The sequence below is a fragment of the Aquamicrobium sp. genome (assembly GCF_023954335.1).
Taxonomy (GTDB): domain Bacteria; phylum Pseudomonadota; class Alphaproteobacteria; order Rhizobiales; family Rhizobiaceae; genus Aerobium.
Map to the genome: position 1 here is coordinate 2,326,361 of NZ_JAMLIE010000001.1, position 19,065 is coordinate 2,345,425.

20 protein-coding genes are annotated in these 19,065 nt (G+C 66.7%); 16 read left to right on the forward strand and 4 right to left on the reverse strand.

Going from position 1 to position 19,065, the window contains the following annotated elements; genetic code table 11:
* Nucleotides 1-158 precede the first annotated feature (158 nt).
* The 4 genes from clpS (at nucleotide 159) to M9945_RS11530 (ending at nucleotide 4,171) form a co-directional block, all read left to right on the forward strand.
* Entirely contained in the window at nucleotides 159-488 is a 330-nt protein-coding gene (clpS, locus tag M9945_RS11515; RefSeq protein ID WP_367930325.1) for an ATP-dependent Clp protease adapter ClpS, read from the forward strand.
* Nucleotides 489-496: 8 nt separating this feature from the next.
* Nucleotides 497-2,956 carry an ATP-dependent Clp protease ATP-binding subunit ClpA gene (gene clpA, locus M9945_RS11520; protein ID WP_367944602.1) on the forward strand — a complete coding sequence of 820 codons (2,460 nt, stop codon included), beginning with the start codon at nucleotides 497-499 and terminating at the stop codon, nucleotides 2,954-2,956.
* A gap of 97 nt (nucleotides 2,957-3,053) precedes the next feature.
* Complete coding sequence (locus M9945_RS11525; protein WP_367944822.1) at nucleotides 3,054-3,818, forward strand: AzlC family ABC transporter permease; 765 nt, start codon at nucleotides 3,054-3,056, stop codon at nucleotides 3,816-3,818.
* Nucleotides 3,815-4,171, forward strand: coding sequence for an AzlD domain-containing protein (locus M9945_RS11530; RefSeq protein ID WP_367944603.1), 357 nt, complete (start codon nucleotides 3,815-3,817; stop codon nucleotides 4,169-4,171). The genes M9945_RS11525 and M9945_RS11530 overlap by 4 nt, the downstream gene beginning before the upstream one ends.
* Before the next feature lie 3 nt (nucleotides 4,172-4,174).
* On the opposite strand, the gene M9945_RS11535 is transcribed toward M9945_RS11530, so the two are convergent.
* The 4 genes from M9945_RS11535 to M9945_RS11550 form a co-directional block, all read right to left on the reverse strand.
* Nucleotides 4,175-4,609, reverse strand: coding sequence for an HIT family protein (locus M9945_RS11535; protein ID WP_367944604.1), 435 nt, complete (start codon nucleotides 4,607-4,609; stop codon nucleotides 4,175-4,177).
* Between the two features lie 99 nt (nucleotides 4,610-4,708).
* Complete coding sequence (locus M9945_RS11540) at nucleotides 4,709-5,923, reverse strand: GNAT family N-acetyltransferase (protein ID WP_367944605.1); 1,215 nt, start codon at nucleotides 5,921-5,923, stop codon at nucleotides 4,709-4,711.
* A gap of 64 nt (nucleotides 5,924-5,987) precedes the next feature.
* Nucleotides 5,988-6,713, reverse strand: a complete 726-nt coding sequence (locus tag M9945_RS11545; protein ID WP_367930309.1) for a glycerophosphodiester phosphodiesterase — start codon at nucleotides 6,711-6,713, stop codon at nucleotides 5,988-5,990.
* A gap of 4 nt (nucleotides 6,714-6,717) precedes the next feature.
* Nucleotides 6,718-7,182: a RidA family protein gene (locus tag M9945_RS11550; protein WP_367944606.1), complete on the reverse strand. Its 465-nt coding sequence runs from the start codon at nucleotides 7,180-7,182 to the stop codon at nucleotides 6,718-6,720.
* Nucleotides 7,183-7,372: 190 nt separating this feature from the next.
* Here M9945_RS11550 and M9945_RS11555 point away from each other — a divergent pair, with 190 nt between their 5' ends.
* From M9945_RS11555 to fabZ, 12 genes are all read left to right on the forward strand, one after another.
* The gene (locus M9945_RS11555) at nucleotides 7,373-8,212 is read left to right on the forward strand and encodes a cell envelope integrity EipB family protein (protein ID WP_367944823.1); all 840 of its coding nucleotides are present in this window, start codon (nucleotides 7,373-7,375) and stop codon (nucleotides 8,210-8,212) included.
* Between the two features lie 184 nt (nucleotides 8,213-8,396).
* Nucleotides 8,397-9,176: a 30S ribosomal protein S2 gene (gene rpsB, locus M9945_RS11560; RefSeq protein ID WP_367944607.1), complete on the forward strand. Its 780-nt coding sequence runs from the start codon at nucleotides 8,397-8,399 to the stop codon at nucleotides 9,174-9,176.
* 114 nt (nucleotides 9,177-9,290) lie between these two features.
* On the forward strand, nucleotides 9,291-10,214 hold the full coding sequence (gene tsf, locus M9945_RS11565) for a translation elongation factor Ts (RefSeq protein ID WP_367944608.1): 924 nt from the start codon (nucleotides 9,291-9,293) through the stop codon (nucleotides 10,212-10,214).
* Nucleotides 10,215-10,314: 100 nt separating this feature from the next.
* Complete coding sequence (pyrH, locus tag M9945_RS11570; RefSeq protein ID WP_367944609.1) at nucleotides 10,315-11,040, forward strand: UMP kinase; 726 nt, start codon at nucleotides 10,315-10,317, stop codon at nucleotides 11,038-11,040.
* 75 nt (nucleotides 11,041-11,115) lie between these two features.
* Nucleotides 11,116-11,679: a ribosome recycling factor gene (gene frr, locus M9945_RS11575; protein ID WP_367930314.1), complete on the forward strand. Its 564-nt coding sequence runs from the start codon at nucleotides 11,116-11,118 to the stop codon at nucleotides 11,677-11,679.
* A 62-nt stretch (nucleotides 11,680-11,741) separates the two neighbouring features.
* Nucleotides 11,742-12,461 carry an isoprenyl transferase gene (locus M9945_RS11580; RefSeq protein WP_367944824.1) on the forward strand — a complete coding sequence of 240 codons (720 nt, stop codon included), beginning with the start codon at nucleotides 11,742-11,744 and terminating at the stop codon, nucleotides 12,459-12,461.
* Nucleotides 12,458-13,291: a phosphatidate cytidylyltransferase gene (locus M9945_RS11585; RefSeq protein WP_367944610.1), complete on the forward strand. Its 834-nt coding sequence runs from the start codon at nucleotides 12,458-12,460 to the stop codon at nucleotides 13,289-13,291. The genes M9945_RS11580 and M9945_RS11585 overlap by 4 nt, the downstream gene beginning before the upstream one ends.
* Before the next feature lie 49 nt (nucleotides 13,292-13,340).
* A complete protein-coding gene (locus M9945_RS11590) occupies nucleotides 13,341-13,586 on the forward strand; it encodes a hypothetical protein (protein ID WP_367944611.1) in 246 nt (81 codons plus the stop codon).
* A 125-nt stretch (nucleotides 13,587-13,711) separates the two neighbouring features.
* A complete protein-coding gene (locus tag M9945_RS11595; protein WP_367944612.1) occupies nucleotides 13,712-14,854 on the forward strand; it encodes an RIP metalloprotease in 1,143 nt (380 codons plus the stop codon).
* A 216-nt stretch (nucleotides 14,855-15,070) separates the two neighbouring features.
* Entirely contained in the window at nucleotides 15,071-17,479 is a 2,409-nt protein-coding gene (bamA, locus tag M9945_RS11600) for an outer membrane protein assembly factor BamA (RefSeq protein WP_367944613.1), read from the forward strand.
* Between the two features lie 54 nt (nucleotides 17,480-17,533).
* The gene (gene lpxD, locus M9945_RS11605) at nucleotides 17,534-18,601 is read left to right on the forward strand and encodes a UDP-3-O-(3-hydroxymyristoyl)glucosamine N-acyltransferase (RefSeq protein ID WP_367944614.1); all 1,068 of its coding nucleotides are present in this window, start codon (nucleotides 17,534-17,536) and stop codon (nucleotides 18,599-18,601) included.
* A complete protein-coding gene (fabZ, locus tag M9945_RS11610; protein ID WP_367944615.1) occupies nucleotides 18,594-19,061 on the forward strand; it encodes a 3-hydroxyacyl-ACP dehydratase FabZ in 468 nt (155 codons plus the stop codon). Before lpxD ends, fabZ begins: the two co-directional genes overlap by 8 nt.
* Nucleotides 19,062-19,065 lie beyond the last annotated feature (4 nt).

A 19,065-nucleotide genomic window follows, 5' to 3' on the forward strand; every position in this document is an offset into this window, starting at 1 on the left:
CGACAAATTCACCGGCTCACGCCGGTCCGCCATATTGTCAGCGGGAAAGAAGGGCTTACAATTCGTGCGGGAGTGCCTACATGTCGCACCCTGCGCAAGGTGTGAAGGAAGACGATGTGAAGACCGGCAGGCAAACCATGCCGAACTTTGCGGCAAGGATGCAGGGCGACGATGAACGCGGCGACGGGACTGGCCGCGGGACGGCGGTCATTACCCGCACGCAGCCCAAGACCAAGAAGCCGTCGCTCTATCGTGTCCTGATCCTCAACGACGACTACACGCCGATGGAGTTCGTGGTTCACGTCCTGGAGCGTTTCTTCCAGAAGGACCGCGAGGCCGCGACGCGCATCATGCTGCACGTCCACAACCACGGAGTGGGGGAATGCGGGGTCTATACATACGAGGTCGCCGAGACCAAGGTGGCCCAGGTGATGGATTTCGCCCGACAGCACCAGCATCCGCTACAATGCGTGATGGAAAAGAAATGAGGTTCTGAATGCCGGCATTCTCCCAAGGCCTCGAGCGGGCGCTTCATCAGGCGCTCACCTTCGCCAACGAGCGCCACCACGAATATGCGACGCTGGAGCACCTGCTTCTGGCGTTGCTCGACGACGCCGACGCCGCCGCCGTCATGCGCGCCTGCAACGTCAATCTCGACGAGCTGAAGCAGACGGTCCTGACCTATATCGACACCGAGCTCGACAACCTCGTCACCGGCTACGACGAGGATTCCAAGCCCACGGCCGGCTTCCAGCGAGTCATCCAGCGCGCGGTGATCCATGTCCAGTCGTCCGGCCGAGAGGAGGTCTCGGGCGCCAACGTGCTCGTCGCCATCTTCGCCGAGCGCGAGAGCCACGCCGCCTATTTCCTTCAAGAGCAGCAGATGACCCGCTACGACGCGGTCAACTACATCAGCCACGGCATCGCCAAGCGGCCAGGCGCTTCCGAATCCCGCGCCCCGCGCGGCGCCGAGGAGGAGAGCCAGGGCCAGCAGGGCGGCGGCGAGGGCGAGGACGGCCGCAAGAAGCAGCAGGACGCGCTCACCGCCTATTGCGTCGACCTGAACGCCAAGGCGCGCGCCGGCAAGATCGACCCGCTGATCGGCCGCGACAGCGAGATCAACCGGACGATTCAGGTTCTGTGCCGCCGCTCCAAGAACAACCCGCTCTATGTCGGCGACCCCGGCGTCGGCAAGACCGCCATCGCCGAAGGGCTGGCCAAGCGCATCGTCGAGGGCGACGTGCCCGAGGTGCTGCTCGACGCCACCATCTTCGCGCTCGACATGGGTACGCTGCTCGCCGGCACCCGCTATCGCGGCGATTTCGAGGAGCGGCTGAAGCAGGTCGTCAAGGAGCTCGAGGAGTTCCCCGGCGCGGTGCTGTTCATCGACGAGATTCACACCGTCATCGGCGCGGGGGCGACCTCGGGCGGGGCGATGGACGCCTCGAACCTCTTGAAGCCGGCGCTGTCGTCGGGCGCGATCCGCTGCATCGGCTCCACCACCTACAAGGAGTTCCGCCAGTTCTTCGAGAAGGACAGGGCGCTGGTGCGCCGCTTCCAGAAGATCGACGTCAACGAGCCGTCCGTGCCGGACACCATCGCCATCATGAAGGGGCTGAAGCCCTATTTCGAGGACTTCCACAAGGTCAAGTACACCAACGAGGCGATCAAGGCGGCGGTGGAGCTTTCGGCGCGCTACATCAACGACCGCAAGCTGCCCGACAAGGCCATCGACGTCATCGACGAGACCGGCGCCTCGCAGATGCTGCTGCCCGAGGGCAAGCGCAGGAAGACCATCGGCATCCGCGAGATCGAGGCGACCATCGCCACCATGGCCCGCATCCCGCCGAAGACGGTCTCGGCCGACGACGAGAAGGTGCTGGCCAATCTCGAAGCCGAGCTGAAGCGCGTCGTCTACGGCCAGGACACGGCGATCTCGGCGCTCGCCGCCTCGATCAAGCTCGCGCGGGCGGGCTTGAGGGAACCGGAGAAGCCCATCGGCTCCTACCTGTTCTCCGGCCCGACCGGCGTCGGCAAGACCGAGGTCGCCAAGCAGCTCGCCGCCTCGCTCGGGGTCGAGCTCCTGCGTTTCGACATGTCGGAATACATGGAGCGCCACACCGTCTCGCGGCTGATCGGCGCGCCGCCCGGCTATGTCGGCTTCGACCAGGGCGGCCTGCTCACCGACGGCGTCGACCAGCACCCGCATTGCGTGCTGCTGCTCGACGAGGTCGAGAAGGCGCATCCGGACCTGTTCAACATCCTGTTGCAGGTCATGGACCACGGCAAGCTGACCGACCACAACGGCAAGTCGATCGACTTCCGCAACGTCATCCTGATCATGACGACCAATGCGGGCGCGTCCGACCTGCAAAGGGCGGCGATCGGCTTCGGCTCGTCGAAGCGCGAGGGCGACGATATCGAGGCGATCAACCGGCTGTTCACGCCGGAGTTCCGCAACCGCCTCGACGCCATCATCCCCTTCGGCTCGCTGCCGGTTCCGGTCATCCATCAGGTGGTGCAGAAGTTCGTGCTCCAGCTCGAGGCGCAGCTCGCCGAGCGCCGCGTCACCTTCGAGCTGTCGCCGGAGGCGGTCGCCTGGCTGGCCGACAAGGGCTATGACGAGCGCATGGGCGCGCGTCCGCTCGCCCGCGTCATCCAGGAACACATCAAGAAGCCGCTGGCCGACGAGGTGCTGTTCGGCAAGCTGAAGAAGGGCGGCACGGTCCGCGTCGGCGTGGCCACCGACGAGGCGGGCGACGAGGTGCTGAAGCTCGACGCCATCGCCGACGAGGTGCCGGTGAAGCCGAAGAAGGAAGAGCCGGAGCCTAAGGCTGTACGCGCCAAGCCGGCGAAGAAGCCGGCGGCGAAGGCGAAGCCGAAGGCCGAGCCGAAAGCGAAGGCCGAGCGCGGCCCGCCCAAGCGCAGCTCCGTGCCGCAGCTTCCGCGCAAGTAACCCAACTGTCCCGCCACGCGCGGCAGGCCCCTGAAGGCCGCCGCGCGTGGCGGCATCCACTCCGGGCGGTTCGCCGCGCATCCCTTTCTCCGCTGCGATGGCCGAACCACAGTTCCAGATCGAGCCGGCATTCTCCGACTACCGCCACTGGTTTCTCCGCGGCGTGTGGGCGTCTTTTTCCGTTCCGCTGCTGATCCTGATGAGCGCCTTCGTCGGCTTCGCCGGCCTGGCGCGCGAAGCGGGAATCTCCCTGGCGTACACCGTGTTCATGACCGGAATCGTCTGGGCCCTGCCGGCGAAGGTGGTTCTCCTCGGCGGCATCATGACCGGCGCAAGCCTGCCTGCCGCCGCTTTCGCCGTGGCGCTGTCGTCGGTGCGGCTGACGCCGATGGTGGTCTCCATCGTGCCCGAGCTGCGCACGGAGAAGACGCGGCCGATCACCCTCTACTTCCTGTCGCATTTCGTCGCCGTCACCTCGTGGGTGCTGGCGATGGAGCATATCCGCGAGGTTCCGCGCCCGGTGCGCACGGCGTGGTATTGCGGCCTCGGCAGCGCCCTCGTCATCGTCAATATGGTCGTGGTGGTCGTCGTCTACCTGTTGGCGGCAAGCCTGCCGCCGATTCTCTCGGCCGCGCTGCTGATGCTGACGCCGCTCTATTTCCTGACCTCGCTGTGGGGCTCGGCGCGCGAGAGTGCCAGCCACTTCGCCATGGTCTTCGGCATCGTCCTCGGGCCGGTCTTCCACGTGTTGACGCCGGGCTTCGACCTGCTCTGCGCCGGCTTCGTCGGCGGCGGGGCGGCCTATCTTCTCCACCGCCTCGGCAAGCGCCGGCGCGGCAGGGGCGGCGAGGCGCGGCCATGACGTTCTCCGCGATCAACGCCTGGTGGTGGCCTTACGTCTTCATCCTCTTCGGCGGATGGCTGACGACGGACGGCTTCCGCTTCCTCGGGGTCTATTTCGGCGGGCGCATCGGCGAGGATTCGGAGGCGCTGGTCGCCGTGCGCGCGCTGGCGACGGCGCTGGTCGCCGCCGTCATCGGCAATCTCGTCGTGTTCCCGTCCGGCGCGCTGGCCGAGGCGCCGCTGTGGATGCGCGTCGCCTCGATCGCCATCGGCTTCGCCGGCTATCTCGCCCTGCGCAGGAACGTCCTTCTCGGCATCCTGATCGGCGAGGCCGTCCTCTTGGCCGGCCTCTACGCCGTCGGCTTCGGATAGGCGTCAGGACGCCGCGAGCGCGTCCCTGATCTTCTGCGCGTTGGCGGCAAGCACGCCCTGATCTTCCATCTGCCCGGTATGCGGCTTGAGGGCGACCCCCTCGAAGCGCGGGATGACGTGGAAATGCAGGTGGAACACCACCTGTCCGCCGGCCTGCTCGTTGAACTGCTGGACCGTGACGCCGTCGGCCGCGAACGCCTTCATCACCGCGCGGGCGAGCTTCTGCGTCGTCGCCATCACCGCGTCAAGGCTTTGCGTATCGACGTCGAGGATGTTGCGCGACGGCTTCTTCGGGATGACGAGGCAATGCCCGTCGCCGCGCGGCATGATGTCCATGAAGGCGAAGGTGTCGTCGTCCTCGTAGAGCTTGTGCGCCGGCAGCTCGCCGCGCAGGATCCTGGCGAAGATGTTGTCGGGGTCATAGGCGGACGCGGTCATGGGAACTCCGAGTGAGTAGGGAATAGTGAGTAGTGAGTAGCGAATAGGAGGGGGAAGGTCTACGCCGTTGCCCGCCTCCCGTTCACTACTCACTATTCCCTACTCACTACTCCCTTCCTTCTTGAACGGCCCGTGCTCCTCGAGATACTCGCCCACCGCCTCAACCTCGCGCCGCTCGCGCTCGAGATAGTCGGCGACAGCGCGGCGCAGGCCCGGATGGGCGATGTAGTGGGCGGAGCGGGTGGTGACGGGCCGGTAGCCGCGCGCCAGCTTGTGCTCGCCCTGTGCGCCGGCCTCCACCACCTTCAGCCCGTGCGCGATGGCGAAGTCGATGGCCTGATGGTAGCAGACCTCGAAATGCAGGAACGGATGGTCCTCGATGCAACCCCAGTTGCGGCCGTAGAGCGTGTCCGAGCCGATGAAGTTGATCGCGCCGGCGACGTAGCGCCGCCCGCGCCGCGCCATGACGAGAACGATGTCGCGCGCCATCTTCTCGCCGACAGCCGAGAAGAACGCCCGGTTGAGATAGGGCCGGCCCCATTTGCGGCTGCCCGTGTCCATATAGAAGGCGAAGAAATCGTCCCACACCGCCTCGGTCAGGTCGCTGCCGGTCAACCAGTCGATCTCGATGCCCGGCGCCAGCGCCTCGCGCCGCTCGCGCTTCAGTGCCTTGCGCTTGCGCGATGCGAGGGTGGCGAGGAAATCGTCGTAGCTCCGATAACCCTCGTTGAGGAAATGGAACTGGGTGTCGGTGCGGCGAAGGAACTCCGCTTGTTCCAGTGCCGCGATGTCCGCCGCTTCGGCGAAGGTGACGTGAACCGACGACGCCCCCGTCTGCCCGGCCAGCGCCTTCAGCCCCTGCGCCAGTGCCGCCCGTACTGCTGTGCCGTCCATGCCGCGTCGCACGAGGAGGCGCGGGCCGGTCGCCGGGGTGAACGGCACCGAGACCTGAAGCTTGGGATAGTAGCGCCCGCCCGCGCGCTCGAAGGCGTCGGCCCAGCCATGGTCGAAGACGTATTCTCCTTGGCTGTGGCTCTTGGCGTAGCAGGGCGCGGCGCCGACGAGAACGCCTCCCGCCGTTTCGAGCCGAAGGTGCAGGGGCTGCCAGCCGGTGCGGGTGTCCGCGCAGCCGCTTTCCTCGAGGATCGCAAGAAAATCGTGCGAAACGAACGGGTTGTACGGACTGCCGGACTCAGCACCCGAACCGGCCGGATCGATGCGCGAAGCGCCGTCGAGCGCTGCCCACTCCTCGGGAGAGAACGCCGCCATGCCCTGCGCGACCCGAAGGACGAAATCCCCGTCCTTCTCCGTCATGTTGTCATCGCGGCGCGTCGTCATGGCCTTGCAGATAGGTCGCGGCCTGGGCGCTGCAAGCGGCTCACGCCTCGAAGCCCTCGAAGGTCATCTGGTCGGCATGGGCGAAGGTCGCCGCCTTTGCATGCTCGTTGCGCACGGTCCAGGTGATGACCGGCATGGCCAGCTTCTCGCGCACGAAGGCGACGAACGGGTTGGGCAGGTCGGCGACGCTGAACGAGACGAAGGAGATCGGGTGCGCCAGCATCGAGAAATGCGCCTCCAGCGCCTGCTGCGTGATCTTCTCCGCCGTCAGCCCGGCCGGAATGCCGGGCGCATCTACGGCGAAGCGGCGGACCAGCCAGTGGTCGAACGACATGATCGCGGCCTTGCCATCATAGCCTGCAAGCGTTTTCGCCACCGCGGCAACGAGACCCCCTTCATTGCTTTGGGCATCCTCGCCTTCGACGCCCTTCAGCTCGATGACCAGCGGCACGCGCCCGCGCACCCGCGCCAGCATCTCGGCGAGGGTGGGGATGCGGTCTTCCGTGCCGCCGATCCGCAGTTGGGTGAGCTCGGCCGCCGTCATCTCGTGGACGAAGCCGTCGCGCCCCGCGAGCCGGTTGAGCACTGAATCGTGGAACACGACCGGCACGCCGTCGGCCGAGAGATGGACGTCGCATTCGATGGCGTAGTCGTGCTCGATCGCCGCGTCGAAGGCCGACAGCGTGTTCTCCCAGCGCGTGCGGTTCAGGTCGTGATAGCCCCGATGGGCGATCGGCCGCCGGGTCAGCCAGGACAGGTCGCCCATGATGTCAGGCGAGCTCGGAGATGGCTTCGACCTCAACCGGCGCGTTGAGCGGCAGCGAGGCGGTGCCGACGGCCGCGCGCGCATGCTTGCCCGCTTCGCCCAGCACCTCGACGAGGAAGTCGGACGCGCCGTTGGCGACGAGGTGCTGCTCGGTGAAATCCGGCGTCGAGGCGACGAAAACCGTGATCTTGACCAGCCGCGCGATCTTTTCGAGGTCGCCCGTCGCCGCCTGGAGCTGGGCCAGCACGTTGATGGCGCAGTATTTCGCCGCTTCCTTGCCGGCCGCCACGTCGAGCTCGCGGCCGAGCAGTCCGGTCGCGACGAGCTTGCCCTGATCGAGGGGGAGCTGGCCCGATGTCAGGATCAGCTTGCCCGACTGCGCGAAGGGAACGTAGTTGGCAGCGGGCGCGGGAGCGGCGGGCAGCGTGACGCCGAGCGCGGCGAGGCGATTTTTGATTGTGTCGGCCATGGTCTATTCCTTATGCTGATGCGCGCGGGAAGAGGCCGCGCGGCTACGCCATGCTTCTGCCACGAATGCTCGTCGTGGTGAATAGCGCCCCCGGCGAATAGTGCCCGGCCAGACCCTTGGCCAAGAGTGTGCCCGGCCAGGTCCCTGGCCAAAGAGTGAATGCGGTTTGCCGCATGGAGACCCGATGAAGATGCGCGCCGCGCTTGCTACCAATCTCGTTTTCGCCGCCTCGCTGGCCTCGCCCTTCGCCGCCACCGCGGCCGAGGCGGGCGCGGTGACGCTGGTCCCGCACCGCGCCGTCTACGACCTCGCGCTCGACAGCGCCTCCGACCGTTCGGGCATCACCGGCCTGTCGGGGCGCATGGTCTACGAGTTCGCCGGCTCGCCCTGCGACGGCTATACGGTGACGTTCCGCTTCGTCACCCGCATCGACACCGAAGACACCTCGCGCCTGACCGACCAGCAGACCACGACCTATGAGGACGGGGAGGGGGCGAGCTTCAACTTCGTCACCCGCTCCTTCGTCGACGAGGCGCTGGAGACCGAATTGCGCGGCTCGGCCCGCCTCGACAGCGACGAGACGCTCGTCTCGCTCGAGAAGCCCGAGAAGCAGGACGTGACGCTGGAGGCGGCGCAGTTTCCCACCCGGCACCTGAAGGATCTGCTCTCGCGGGCGAAGAGCGGCGAGACCTTCTACGAAGCCTCGCTGTTCGACGGCTCGGAGGACGCCGACAAGGTGATGACCACCACCGTCATCATCGGCAAGCCGGCGAAGGCGAATGCGTCCGACCCCGAGCTGAAGGCGATGGGCGACCTCGCCGGCGCGGCCTTCTGGCCGGTCGACATGGCCTATTTCGACCTCGCCGGCGACGGCGCCGACGGCGAGGAGCTGCCGACCTACCGCATCAGCTTCAAGCTCTACGAGAACGGCATGACGCGCGACCTCGTCATGGACTACGGCACCTTCTCCATGACCGGCACGCTGGTCGACCTCGCCACCTTCGACGCGCCGGACAACTGCACGCAGTAGGCTTTTTCGCCGCGCGTGGGTGCACGGTTGCGTTTTGCGGCCATACCCTCTATATACGCGCTCATTCCACACACGGGCTTAGGGTCTGCGTCCGGGAGAAATCCGGGCCGGACCTCCGGTGGCGGCAGGGCAAGCGCCCGAACCGTCGATGGCCCGTGGAGGCTAACCGGAAAGGAAGAAACGAATGGCTACGCCTGATTTCAGCATGCGCCAGCTTCTTGAGGCTGGTGTTCACTTCGGCCACCAGACCCACCGCTGGAACCCGAAGATGGCGCCCTACATCTTCGGCGCGCGCAACAACATCCATATCATCGACCTGTCGCAGACCGTGCCGCTGCTGCACCAGGCGCTGAAGCAGGTGTCCGACACCGTCGCCCGCGGCGGGCGCGTGCTCTTCGTCGGCACCAAGCGCCAGGCGTCCGACATCGTCGCCGAATCCGCGCGCCGCTCGGCCCAGTACTACGTCAATTCGCGCTGGCTCGGCGGCATGCTGACCAACTGGAAGACGATCTCGAACTCGATCCAGCGCCTGCGCAAGCTCGACGAGCTGCTGTCCGGCGAAGCCCAGGGCTTCACCAAGAAGGAGCGCCTGAACCTCGAGCGCGAGCGCGAGAAGCTCGACAAGGCCCTCGGCGGCATCAAGGACATGGGCTCGACGCCGGACCTGATGTTCGTCATCGACACCAACAAGGAAGCGATCGCCATCCAGGAGGCCAAGCGCCTCGGCATCCCGGTCGTCGCCGTCGTCGATTCGAACTGCGATCCCGACCGCGTCGATTTCCCGATCCCCGGCAACGATGACGCGGCCCGCGCCATCCAGCTCTACTGCGACCTTATCTCGCGCGCCGCCATCGACGGCATCGCCCGCCAGCAGGGCGCGCTGGGCGTCGACGTCGGCGCCGCGGCCGAGGCCCCGGTCGAGCCGGCGCTCGGCGAGGACGCCGGCGAGAGCAAGGACGCCTGATCCTGCCCGGTCACGGCCATGTGACCGACACCATGTAAGCAAGGCGGGCGCACCTGGACATTCCCATCCCGGTGCGCCGCTCCTTTTGAAGAAGACGGATTTGAAGAGGCGACAATGAGCATTTCTGCTGCACAGGTCAAACAACTGCGCGACATGACCGGCGCGGGCATGATGGACTGCAAGGCCGCGCTGGCCGAGACCAATGGCGACATCGACGCCGCCGTGGACTGGCTGCGCAAGAAGGGCATCGCCAAGGCCGACAAGAAGGCCGGCCGCACCGCCGCCGAAGGCCTGATCGGCGTCGCCGCCGACGGCACGAGCGCCGTGGTGGTCGAGGTCAATTCCGAGACCGATTTCGTCGCCCGCAACGAGGCCTTCCAGGATCTGGTGCGCTCCGTGGCCGAGGTCGCGCTCGGCACTGACGGCACGCGCGACGCAGTCGGCGCCGCCACCTATCCGACCACCGGAAAGCCGGTCGACGAGGCGATCAAGGACGCCGTCGCCACCATCGGCGAGAACATGAACCTGCGCCGCTCGGCGAAGCTCGCGGTTCCGGCCGGCGTCGTCGCCACCTACATCCACAACGCGGCCGCCGACGGCCTCGGCAAGATCGGCGTGCTCGTCGCCATCGAGACGACGGGCGATGCGGACGCCGCGCGCGCCTTCGCGCGCCAGGTGGCGATGCATGTCGCGGCCACCAGCCCGCTGGCGCTGACCCCGGAAGAGGTCGACCCGGCGGCCGTCGCCCGCGAGAAGGAGATCTTCGCCGCGCAGGCCCGCGAGTCGGGCAAGCCGGAGAACATCATCGAGAAGATGGTCGAAGGCCGCATGCGCAAGTTCTTCGAGGAAGTCGTGCTGCTGAAGCAGGCTTTCGTCATGAACCCGGACCTGACCGTCGAGGCGGCGCTGAAAGCGGCCGAGAAGGACATCGGCGCGCCGGCGAAGCTCGCGGGCTTCGTCCGCTTCGCGCTGGGCGAGGGCGTCGAGAAGGAAGAGAGCGATTTTGCGGCGGAAGTCGCGGCGGCCGTCAAGAGCTGATAGCGCCTCGATCTTCAACCGATCGAACGAAGGGCGCCGCGTGACATCGCGGCGCCCTTCGTGTATCGCCTGACCGCGTAGCGCGATAAGAGGATATTCCATGACGTCCAGGCCAGCCTACCGCCGTGTCCTTCTCAAAGCGTCCGGCGAGGCGCTGATGGGCGAGCAGGGATTCGGCATCGACGTCTCCGTCGCCGACCGCATCGCCGCGGACGTCGCCGAGGCGCGTGCCATGGGCGTCGAGGTCGGCATCGTCATCGGCGGCGGCAACATTTTCCGCGGGGTCGCCGTGGCTTCAGCGGGCGGCGACCGCGTCACCGGCGACCACATGGGCATGCTGGCCACCGTCATCAACTCGCTGGCGCTGCGCACCTCGCTCAACAAGATCGGCGTCGAGGCGGTCGTGCTGTCGGCCATCGCCATGCCCGAGCTGTGCGAGAGCTTCTCGCAGCGTCAGGCCACGGCCTACATGGATCAGGGCAAGGTGGTGATCTTCGCCGGCGGCACCGGCAATCCCTTCTTCACGACGGATTCGGCGGCGGCGCTGCGCGCGGCCGAGATCGGCGCCGACGCGCTGTTCAAGGGAACGCAGGTCGACGGCGTCTACACCGCCGACCCCAAGCGCGACCCCACGGCGCGCCGCTACGAGCGCATCACCCATGACGAGGTGATCCGCGGCGGCCTCGCGATCATGGATACGGCCGCAATTGCACTTGCGCGCGAGAACAACATTCCGATAATCGTTTTCTCGATTCACGAGAAGGGCGGTTTCGGCGCCATTCTGCGGGGCGAGGGCCGCGGCACCGTCGTCAGCGACGCCTCCTGAGGCGACACCCGGGCGCCGACAGAACGGGCGCGAACAGCAAGCAAGGATGCCGGCCTGCCGGCAGCGGAGAGTCGAATGAGCAGCACCGGAGTCGATTTCAAGGATTTGCAGCGGCGCATGGACGGCGCGATTTCCGCCTTCAAGCACGATCTCGCCTCGCTGCGCACGGGCCGAGCCTCGGCGAACCTACTCGACCCGATCCAGGTCCAGGCCTACGGCTCGCCGATGCCGATCTCCCAGGTGGCGACGGTCAGCGTGCCGGAGTCGCGCATGCTCTCCGTCTCGATCTGGGACAAGCAGCTCGTCGGCGCGGTCGACCGGGCGATCCGCGAATCCAATCTCGGCTTCAACCCGATCGTCGACGGCACCACGCTGCGCATCCCGCTGCCCGAGCTCAACGAGCAGCGCCGCAAGGAACTGGTCAAGATCGCGCATCAATATGCCGAGCAGGCCAAGGTGGCCGTACGCCACGTCCGCCGCGACGGCATCGACCATGCCAAGAAGGCGGAGAAGGACGGCGACATCAGCCAGGACGACGCCCGCGTCCAGAACGAGAAGGTCCAGAAGCTGACCGACGATACGATTTCCTCGATCGACAGCCTGCTGGCCGAGAAGGAAGCGGAAATCCTGCAGGTTTGAGCGCGGCGCGCCGCGAAACCCGGTATCGGCGCGCCGGCATGGGTTCTCCTGAAAGGGGCCGCATCGTGAAGCCTGCCCATATCGCTATCATCATGGACGGCAACGGCCGCTGGGCCAAGGCGCGCGGGCTGCCGCGCGCCGCCGGCCATCGCGCCGGGGTCGAGGCACTGCGCCGCACCGTGCGCGCCGCCGGCGATTTCGGCATCGACTGGCTGACCGTCTACGCGTTCTCGTCGGAGAACTGGTCGCGGCCGAAGGCCGAGGTGAGCGACCTGATGGGCCTGCTCAAGACCTTCATCCGCCGCGATCTCGCCGAGCTGCACCAGTCCGGCGTCAGGGTGCGGATGATCGGCGCCCGCGAGGGCCTGTCGCCGGACATCCGCGCGCTGGTCGAGGAAGCCGAGACGCTGACGGTGGCCAACCGCGCCATGAACCTCGTCATCGCCTTCAACTATGGCGGCCGCGACGAGATCGCCCGCGCCGCGCGGCAGGTGGCGGAGGCCGTCGCCGCCGGCACGCTCGATCCGGCCGAGATCACGCCCGAAGCGTTCGCCCAGTTCCTCGACACGCGCCTGATCCCGGACCCCGACCTCGTCATCAGGACCAGCGGCGAGCAGCGCCTGTCCAATTTCCTGCCGTGGCAGAGCGCCTATTCCGAGCTCGTCTTCATGCCGTGCTACTGGCCCGATTTCGGCCCTGCCGAGCTCGACGAGGCGATCAAGCGGTTTTCCGAGCGGGAAAGGCGGTTCGGCGGCGTGGTCGCCCGCACGGTCGCGTCATGAGCGGCGGGCAGGCGAGCAACCTCCAGCAGCGCGTCATCTCGGGCGCCGTGCTCATCGTCGTCGCGCTGGCGCTGACCTGGGCCGGCGGCGTCTGGTATCGCCTGCTCGCGGCCGCGATCTCCGGGGCGGTGCTCTACGAGTGGCTCACCATGACCGCCCGCTCCGAAAAGCCCTCGAACCGCTGGCTGGCCATCGGCCTTCTCGCCGTCCTCCTCATCCTGCTCGTCACCGGCGCGTCGAGCTCGTTCCTGTCGATGGCGCTGGTCGGGGCCATCGTCGTCACCGGCGCGCATGCGGCTAGGTTCGAGGCGGGCGTCTGGCCGACCTTCGGCCTCGCCTATGCCGGGCTGCTCGGCATCGCGCTTTCGGCGCTGCGCGGGGCCGACGCCGTCGGCCTCGCGGCGACGCTGTTCCTGTTCGCGGTGGTGTGGGCGACCGACATCCTCGCCTATTTCGTCGGCCGGGCCGTCGGCGGGCCAAAGCTCGCGCCTGCCATTTCGCCCGGCAAGACGTGGAGCGGCGCGGTGGGCGGGACAGTCGCCGCGGTTTTAGCCGGCATCTTCGTCGCCGGCCAGCTCGGCTCGCCGCTCGGCTGGGGCGCGCTGCTGGCGCTGACGCTGGTGCTCTCGGTCGTCTCGCAAGGCGGCGACCTCTTCGAATCCTGGATCAAGCGGCGTTTCGGCGTCAAGGATTCGAGCCAGCTCATCCCCGGCCATGGCGGCGTGATGGACAGGGTCGACGGGCTGGCCACGGCCGCCTTCGCGCTTTTCCTTCTCGGCGCGGCCATTGCCGGGCCGAACACGCCGGCGGACGCGTTCTTCGGTCGTTGACAGCAGAGGGCTCGCCCCGAGCGCGAGCCCGCAAATGAAGAGGTTCTTCATGACGGAACAGCGTGATGTGGCGAGCTGGCGCATCATCCTCGCCTTTCTTCTCGACGCGATCACCGCCTTCGTCGTGGTGGGCCTAGTGGTCGGCGTTGTATTCGGCGGCCTCACCGAGAACGGCTTCCAGCTCGAAGGCTGGAGGGCGCTGCTGGCCTTTGCGCTGATCGTCGCCTATTTCGTCGTCTTCAACAGGTTCCTCGGCGGAACGATCTGGAAGCGTATCCTGCGCGCCGTGCGCTGACGGCATCCCCGAATATCCGTCCCGTGACCTGCCGTTGCGAATTTGGTCAGGCTCGGACACGGAATTGCCGGTATTGGGCTTGATGTCAGCGCATTGCCGGCGCCGAGGGACGGACAGGGATCACAGTGAACGAATTTCTCGCCACATTCTTCAGCTTCGACAACATCGTCTTCACAACCATCATTCCCTTCCTGTTCGTGCTGACGGTCGTCGTCTTCGTGCATGAGATGGGCCACTATCTCGTCGGCCGCTGGTGCGGCATCGGCGTGCGCGAGTTCTCCGTCGGCTTCGGCCCCGAACTCGTCGGCTTCAACGACCGCCGCGGCACGCGCTGGAAGCTGTCGGCCATCCCGCTCGGCGGCTACGTCAAGTTCGTCGGCGACATGAGCGTGACCAGCGATCCTTCGTCGCAGGAGGATGCCGGGCTGAGCGCGCAGGAGCGCCGCACGGCCTTCCACCTCCAGCCCGTCTGGAAGCGCGCCGCCACCGTCTTCGCCGGCCCCGCCTTCAATTTCCTCCTCACCATCGCCGTCTTCGCGGTGATGTTTTCGATCTACGGGCGGATGATCTCAGAGCCGATGGTGGCCGAGGTGCGCGCCGGGTCTCCGGCCGAGGCGGCCGGCTTCCAGCCGGGCGACCGCTTCGTTACGGTCGACGGCACCCGCGTCTACACCTTCGGCGACGTGCAGCGGCTGGTCTCCGGCCGCGCCGGCGATCCGATCGTCTTCGTCATGGCGCGTGGCGAGGAGGAGGAGGTCACCCTGACCGCGACGCCGGAGCTGGTCGAGCAGACCGACGCGCTCGGCAACACCATCCGCGTCGGCATCATCGGCGTCGTCAACAACGAGGAGATGGGCCAGCCGCGCCATATCGAGTACGGGCCCGTCGAATCGGTGGCGGAGGCGGTCAAGGAAACCGGCCACATCATCGCCCGGACCGGCCAGTTCCTCCAACGTTTCGTGTCCGGGCGGGAGGACCGCTGCCAGCTCGGCGGGCCGGTGCGCATCGCCGACATGGCCGGCAAGGCCGCCTCGCTCGGCTTCGAATGGCTGGTGCAGCTCGTCGCAGTCCTGTCCGTCGGCATCGGCTTCCTGAATCTGTTGCCGATTCCCCCGCTCGACGGCGGTCATCTCGCCTTCTACGGGGTCGAGGCGGTGATGCGCCGCCCCGTCTCGGAACGGGTCATGGAGCTTTTCTACAGGGTGGGCATGCTGGCCGTGCTCGCCTTCATGGGCTTCGTCTTCTGGAACGATCTGTTCGGATGCTGAAGGAGCGCACTATCGACCGGACCGGTGGCGTTGACCGCTCATTTACCATAGAACGGCGCAGACGTGACGCGAATGTCACGCCGCGCATTTTAGTAAACGCATGTTAACCCGGAGCCTTGCTTGTAGGGAAAATCCGGGTAATACGGTAGGCGGACTGACCGCGTCGCCCGGTCTTCTCGCCGTGGGGACTACGAGAATAAAAGGTTTCAAAGCCCAATGAAGGCAGTTTCCAGTTTCATGAGCGCCGTTTCGGCGGTGGCTCTTTCGGCCGGCCTCGTGGTTTCCGGCGCGACCGCTCTGCAATTCGCCACCGCCAGCGTGGCCGAGGCGGCGGTCGTCAGCTCGATCGAGGTTCGCGGCAATCGGCGCGTCGATGCCGAAACGATTCGCAGCAATGTCGGTATCCGGCCGGGGCAGAACTTCGGCGCCGGCGATATCGATGAGGCGGTGAAGCGGCTGTTCTCGACCGGTCTGTTCTCGGACGTGCGCATCAACCAGGTCGGCTCGACCCTCGTCGTCAGCGTCGAGGAATATGCGATCGTCAACCAGGTGCTGTTCCAGGGCAACAAGAAGATCAAGGACGCCGACCTCGTCCGCCAGATCCAGCTTCAGCCCCGCAACTCGTTCTCCGATTCGCTGCTTGCTGCGGACGTGGAGACGATTCGCCAGGCCTATGCCCGCATCGGGCGCGACGACGCGACCGTTTCCTCGCAGGTCTCCGATCTCGGCGACGGCCGCGTCAACGTCATCTTCGACATCCAGGAAGGCGACCGCACCAAGATCGCCGACATCGCGTTCGAGGGCAACGACGCCTATTCCGACTCGCGCCTGCGCGACGTCATCGCGACCAAGCGGTCCGGTCTCCTGTCCTTCCTGTCGCGCAACGACATCTATGACGAGGACCGCCTGCGCGCCGACGAGGAGCTGCTGCGCCGGTTCTATTACAACCGCGGCTATGCCGACTTCCGCGTCATCTCGTCCAACGCCGAGTTCGACGACGCCAAGAACAGCTATCGCGTCGTCTTCACCGTCGACGAAGGGCAGCGCTATCGCTTCGGCTCGATCGACGTCGAGAGCACCGTCGCCGGTCTCGACGGCGAGACGCTGAAGGGCTCGATCAAGACCAAGGAAGGCAACCACTACAGCGCCAAGGCTGTCGAGGACACGCTGGTCGCGCTGAACGAGCAGGCTGCCGGCCTCGGTTACGCCTTCGCGCAGGTCACGCCGCGCGGCGACCGCAACTTCGAGAACCAGACGATCTCGGTGGTCTATTCGATCGACCAGGGACCGCGTGCCTATATCGAGCGCATCGAGATTCGCGGCAATGCGCGCACGCGCGACTATGTCATTCGCCGCGAGTTCGACATCAGCGAAGGCGACGCGTTCAACCAGGCGCTCATCCAGCGCGCGAAGCGGCGCCTGGAACGCCTTGATTACTTCGAGACCGTCAACATCGCCACCGCGCCGGGTTCCGAGGCGGATCAGGTCGTGCTGGTCATCGACGTGGTCGAGAAGTCGACGGGCGAGCTGTCGATCGGCGGCGGCTATTCGACGGGCGGCCAGAACAAGGGCTTCTCGGTCGAGGGCTCGATCGCGGAACGCAACTTCCTCGGTCGCGGCCAGGCCATCCGGTTCTCGGCCGGCGGCGGCAAGGATTCGCGCAACTACCAGCTTTCGTTCACCGAGCCGTATTTCCTCGGCCGCCGCATCAGCGCCGGCTTCGACATCTATCGCAACACGGCCGAGTACGACGACTACAAGACCGAGCTGACGGGCGGCACCGTGCGCTTCGGCTTGCCGATCACGCAGGCCCTGACGGCGCAGGTCGCCTACAACCTGACGCAGGAGAAGTACGAGTACACCGATTACTGCGATGAGAACGGTGATGGTATATTGACCGGAACCGAGTGCCGGTCGAGCGGTTCGGTTCGCATCTCCCGCTATCTTCAGCACGCGATTGAAGAGCAGAGCCCGTGGGTGAAGTCGTCGGTGAGCGGCACGCTGCTCTACAACACCATCGATGACATGAAGAACCCGCGCAGCGGCATCTATGCCAACCTGACGCTCGAGACCGCCGGTCTCGGCGGTGACGCGCAGTGGGTCAAGCTTTCGGGTCGCGGCACCTATTACAAGACCCTGTCTGACGAGATGGACCTCGTCGGCATGCTCTCGGCCGGTGGTGGCCATATCGAGAGCTTCGGCAGCGAGGGGCTGCGGGTGTTCGACCATTTCCAGAGCAACGACCGCATCATTCGCGGCTTCAAGCACAACGGCATCGGTCCGTTCGATTCAGCTGCGACCGGACGCGAAAGCCGGCATCTCGGCGGCACGACCTACTTCCACGGTTCGGCCGAGGTCCAGTTCCCGTTCCCGGTTCTATCCGAGGGTATTGGCCTGCGCGGCGCGGTCTTCGCCGACGCCGCCACCCTCTACGGCAGCGATCTAAAGGGGATTCCGGGCGTTACCATTGACGGAACCGGCATGGAGTGGCGCGCGTCCGTCGGCGCCTCCATCATCTGGGCTTCGCCCTTCGGGCCGCTGCGCGTCGACTATGCGGTTCCGGTTGCCAAGGAAGACAGCGACCGGGTTCAGAACTTCAACTTCGGCGTCTCGACCCGCTTCTAGCAATCGGGTAGCGCGCTTCCGGGCCTCGTTAGAGGCCCGGAAGAGAAAGCTTGCATGAGCGATCCGGTATTCTTTGCGCCGTCGCGCCGTTTCAATGCTGACGAAGTGGCGGCATTGACCGGCGCGACGCTTCTCACCCCCGACTATGCCAGCAACGAGATCGTGACCCTCGCCCAGGCCGATCGCGGCGGCAAGGGCGCGCTCGTTTTCGTCGACGGCAAGCGCAATGCCGGCATGCTCGCCGGCGTCGAGGCTTCTGTCCTTCTGTGCTCGCAGGACGTGGCCGCGCTCGCGCCGGCAGGCGTCGCCGTCCTTGTCTCCAGGCACCCGCATCGCGATTTCTCGATGATCGGGCGGCTGATGTTCCCGGCGGCGAGCCGGCCGGGCGCGATGACCGGCGAGACCGGCATTTCCCCCGCCGCCCATATCCATCCTTCCGCGCTCGTCGAGGCGGGCGCGATCGTCGAGGCCGGGGCGGTCGTCGGCCCTGACGCGCAGGTCGGCGAAGGCACGATCGTCGGCCCCAATGCCGTCATCGGGCCATCATGCCGCATCGGGCGCGGCGGCTCTGTCGGGGCGGGCGCGGCGATCCAGCATGCGCTTCTCGGCAATCGCGTTATCGTCCATCCCGGCGCGCGGATCGGCCAGGACGGCTTCGGCTACGTTCCGGGCGCGGCCGGTCTCGAGAAGGTGCCGCAGCTCGGTCGCGTCGTCATCCAGGACGATGTCGAGATCGGCGCCAACGCCGCCATCGACCGCGGCGCCCTGTCCGACACGGTGATCGGCGAGGGGACGAAGATAGATAATATGGTCCAGATCGCCCATAATGTGCGGATCGGGCGCTTCTGCGTGCTTGCCGCGCATTGCGGCATCTCGGGCTCCGTGACCATCGGCGACGGGGCGATGCTCGGCGGGCGGGCGGGTGTGGCCGACCACCTTAGCATCGGCGCGGGGGCGCAGATCGCCGCCGCCAGCGGCGTGATGACCGACGTGCCCGCCGGCGAGCGCTGGGGCGGCGTGCCGGCCCAGCCGATGAAGCAGACCATGCGCCAGATCGCCATGCTGCGTGCGATGGCGGGCAGGAACAGGGACGAGACGAAGAAGGCAGGACGCGATGGCTGAACAGGCGGCGGCGCTCGAAAGCGTCGATATTCTCGGGCTTCTGCGGCTCCTGCCGCATCGCTATCCGTTTCTCCTCGTCGACCGCATCGTCGACATCGACGGCGACAATTCCGCCGTCGGGATCAAGAACGTCACCTTCAACGAGCCGCATTTCCAGGGCCATTTCCCCGGCCAGCCGGTGATGCCGGGCGTCCTCATCGTCGAGGCGATGGCGCAGACGGCGGGCGCGATCTGCATCCGCTCGACCGGCGAGGACAAGCCCTCGCTCGTTTATTTCATGACAATCGACAACGCCAAGTTCCGCCGGCCGGTCGTGCCGGGCGACAGGCTGGAAATCCATGTCCGCAAGCTGAAGCAGCGCGGCAACATCTGGCGGTTCGCCTGCGAGGCGCTGGTCGACGGCACCAAGGCGGCAGAAGCCGAGATTTCCGCCATGATGTCGCCGAAGCCGGCCGCCTGAAGGG

Coding starts and splice junctions, on each gene's coding strand:
- clpS (WP_367930325.1), top strand. CDS start 159: ATGCAGGGCGACGATGAACGCGGCGACGGGACTGGCCGCGGGACGGCG.
- clpA (WP_367944602.1), top strand. CDS start 497: ATGCCGGCATTCTCCCAAGGCCTCGAGCGGGCGCTTCATCAGGCGCTC.
- M9945_RS11525 (WP_367944822.1), top strand. CDS start 3,054: ATGGCCGAACCACAGTTCCAGATCGAGCCGGCATTCTCCGACTACCGC.
- M9945_RS11530 (WP_367944603.1), top strand. CDS start 3,815: ATGACGTTCTCCGCGATCAACGCCTGGTGGTGGCCTTACGTCTTCATC.
- M9945_RS11535 (WP_367944604.1), bottom strand. CDS start 4,609: ATGACCGCGTCCGCCTATGACCCCGACAACATCTTCGCCAGGATCCTG.
- M9945_RS11540 (WP_367944605.1), bottom strand. CDS start 5,923: ATGACGGAGAAGGACGGGGATTTCGTCCTTCGGGTCGCGCAGGGCATG.
- M9945_RS11545 (WP_367930309.1), bottom strand. CDS start 6,713: ATGGGCGACCTGTCCTGGCTGACCCGGCGGCCGATCGCCCATCGGGGC.
- M9945_RS11550 (WP_367944606.1), bottom strand. CDS start 7,182: ATGGCCGACACAATCAAAAATCGCCTCGCCGCGCTCGGCGTCACGCTG.
- M9945_RS11555 (WP_367944823.1), top strand. CDS start 7,373: ATGCGCGCCGCGCTTGCTACCAATCTCGTTTTCGCCGCCTCGCTGGCC.
- rpsB (WP_367944607.1), top strand. CDS start 8,397: ATGGCTACGCCTGATTTCAGCATGCGCCAGCTTCTTGAGGCTGGTGTT.
- tsf (WP_367944608.1), top strand. CDS start 9,291: ATGAGCATTTCTGCTGCACAGGTCAAACAACTGCGCGACATGACCGGC.
- pyrH (WP_367944609.1), top strand. CDS start 10,315: ATGACGTCCAGGCCAGCCTACCGCCGTGTCCTTCTCAAAGCGTCCGGC.
- frr (WP_367930314.1), top strand. CDS start 11,116: ATGAGCAGCACCGGAGTCGATTTCAAGGATTTGCAGCGGCGCATGGAC.
- M9945_RS11585 (WP_367944610.1), top strand. CDS start 12,458: ATGAGCGGCGGGCAGGCGAGCAACCTCCAGCAGCGCGTCATCTCGGGC.
- M9945_RS11590 (WP_367944611.1), top strand. CDS start 13,341: ATGACGGAACAGCGTGATGTGGCGAGCTGGCGCATCATCCTCGCCTTT.
- bamA (WP_367944613.1), top strand. CDS start 15,071: ATGAAGGCAGTTTCCAGTTTCATGAGCGCCGTTTCGGCGGTGGCTCTT.
- lpxD (WP_367944614.1), top strand. CDS start 17,534: ATGAGCGATCCGGTATTCTTTGCGCCGTCGCGCCGTTTCAATGCTGAC.
- fabZ (WP_367944615.1), top strand. CDS start 18,594: ATGGCTGAACAGGCGGCGGCGCTCGAAAGCGTCGATATTCTCGGGCTT.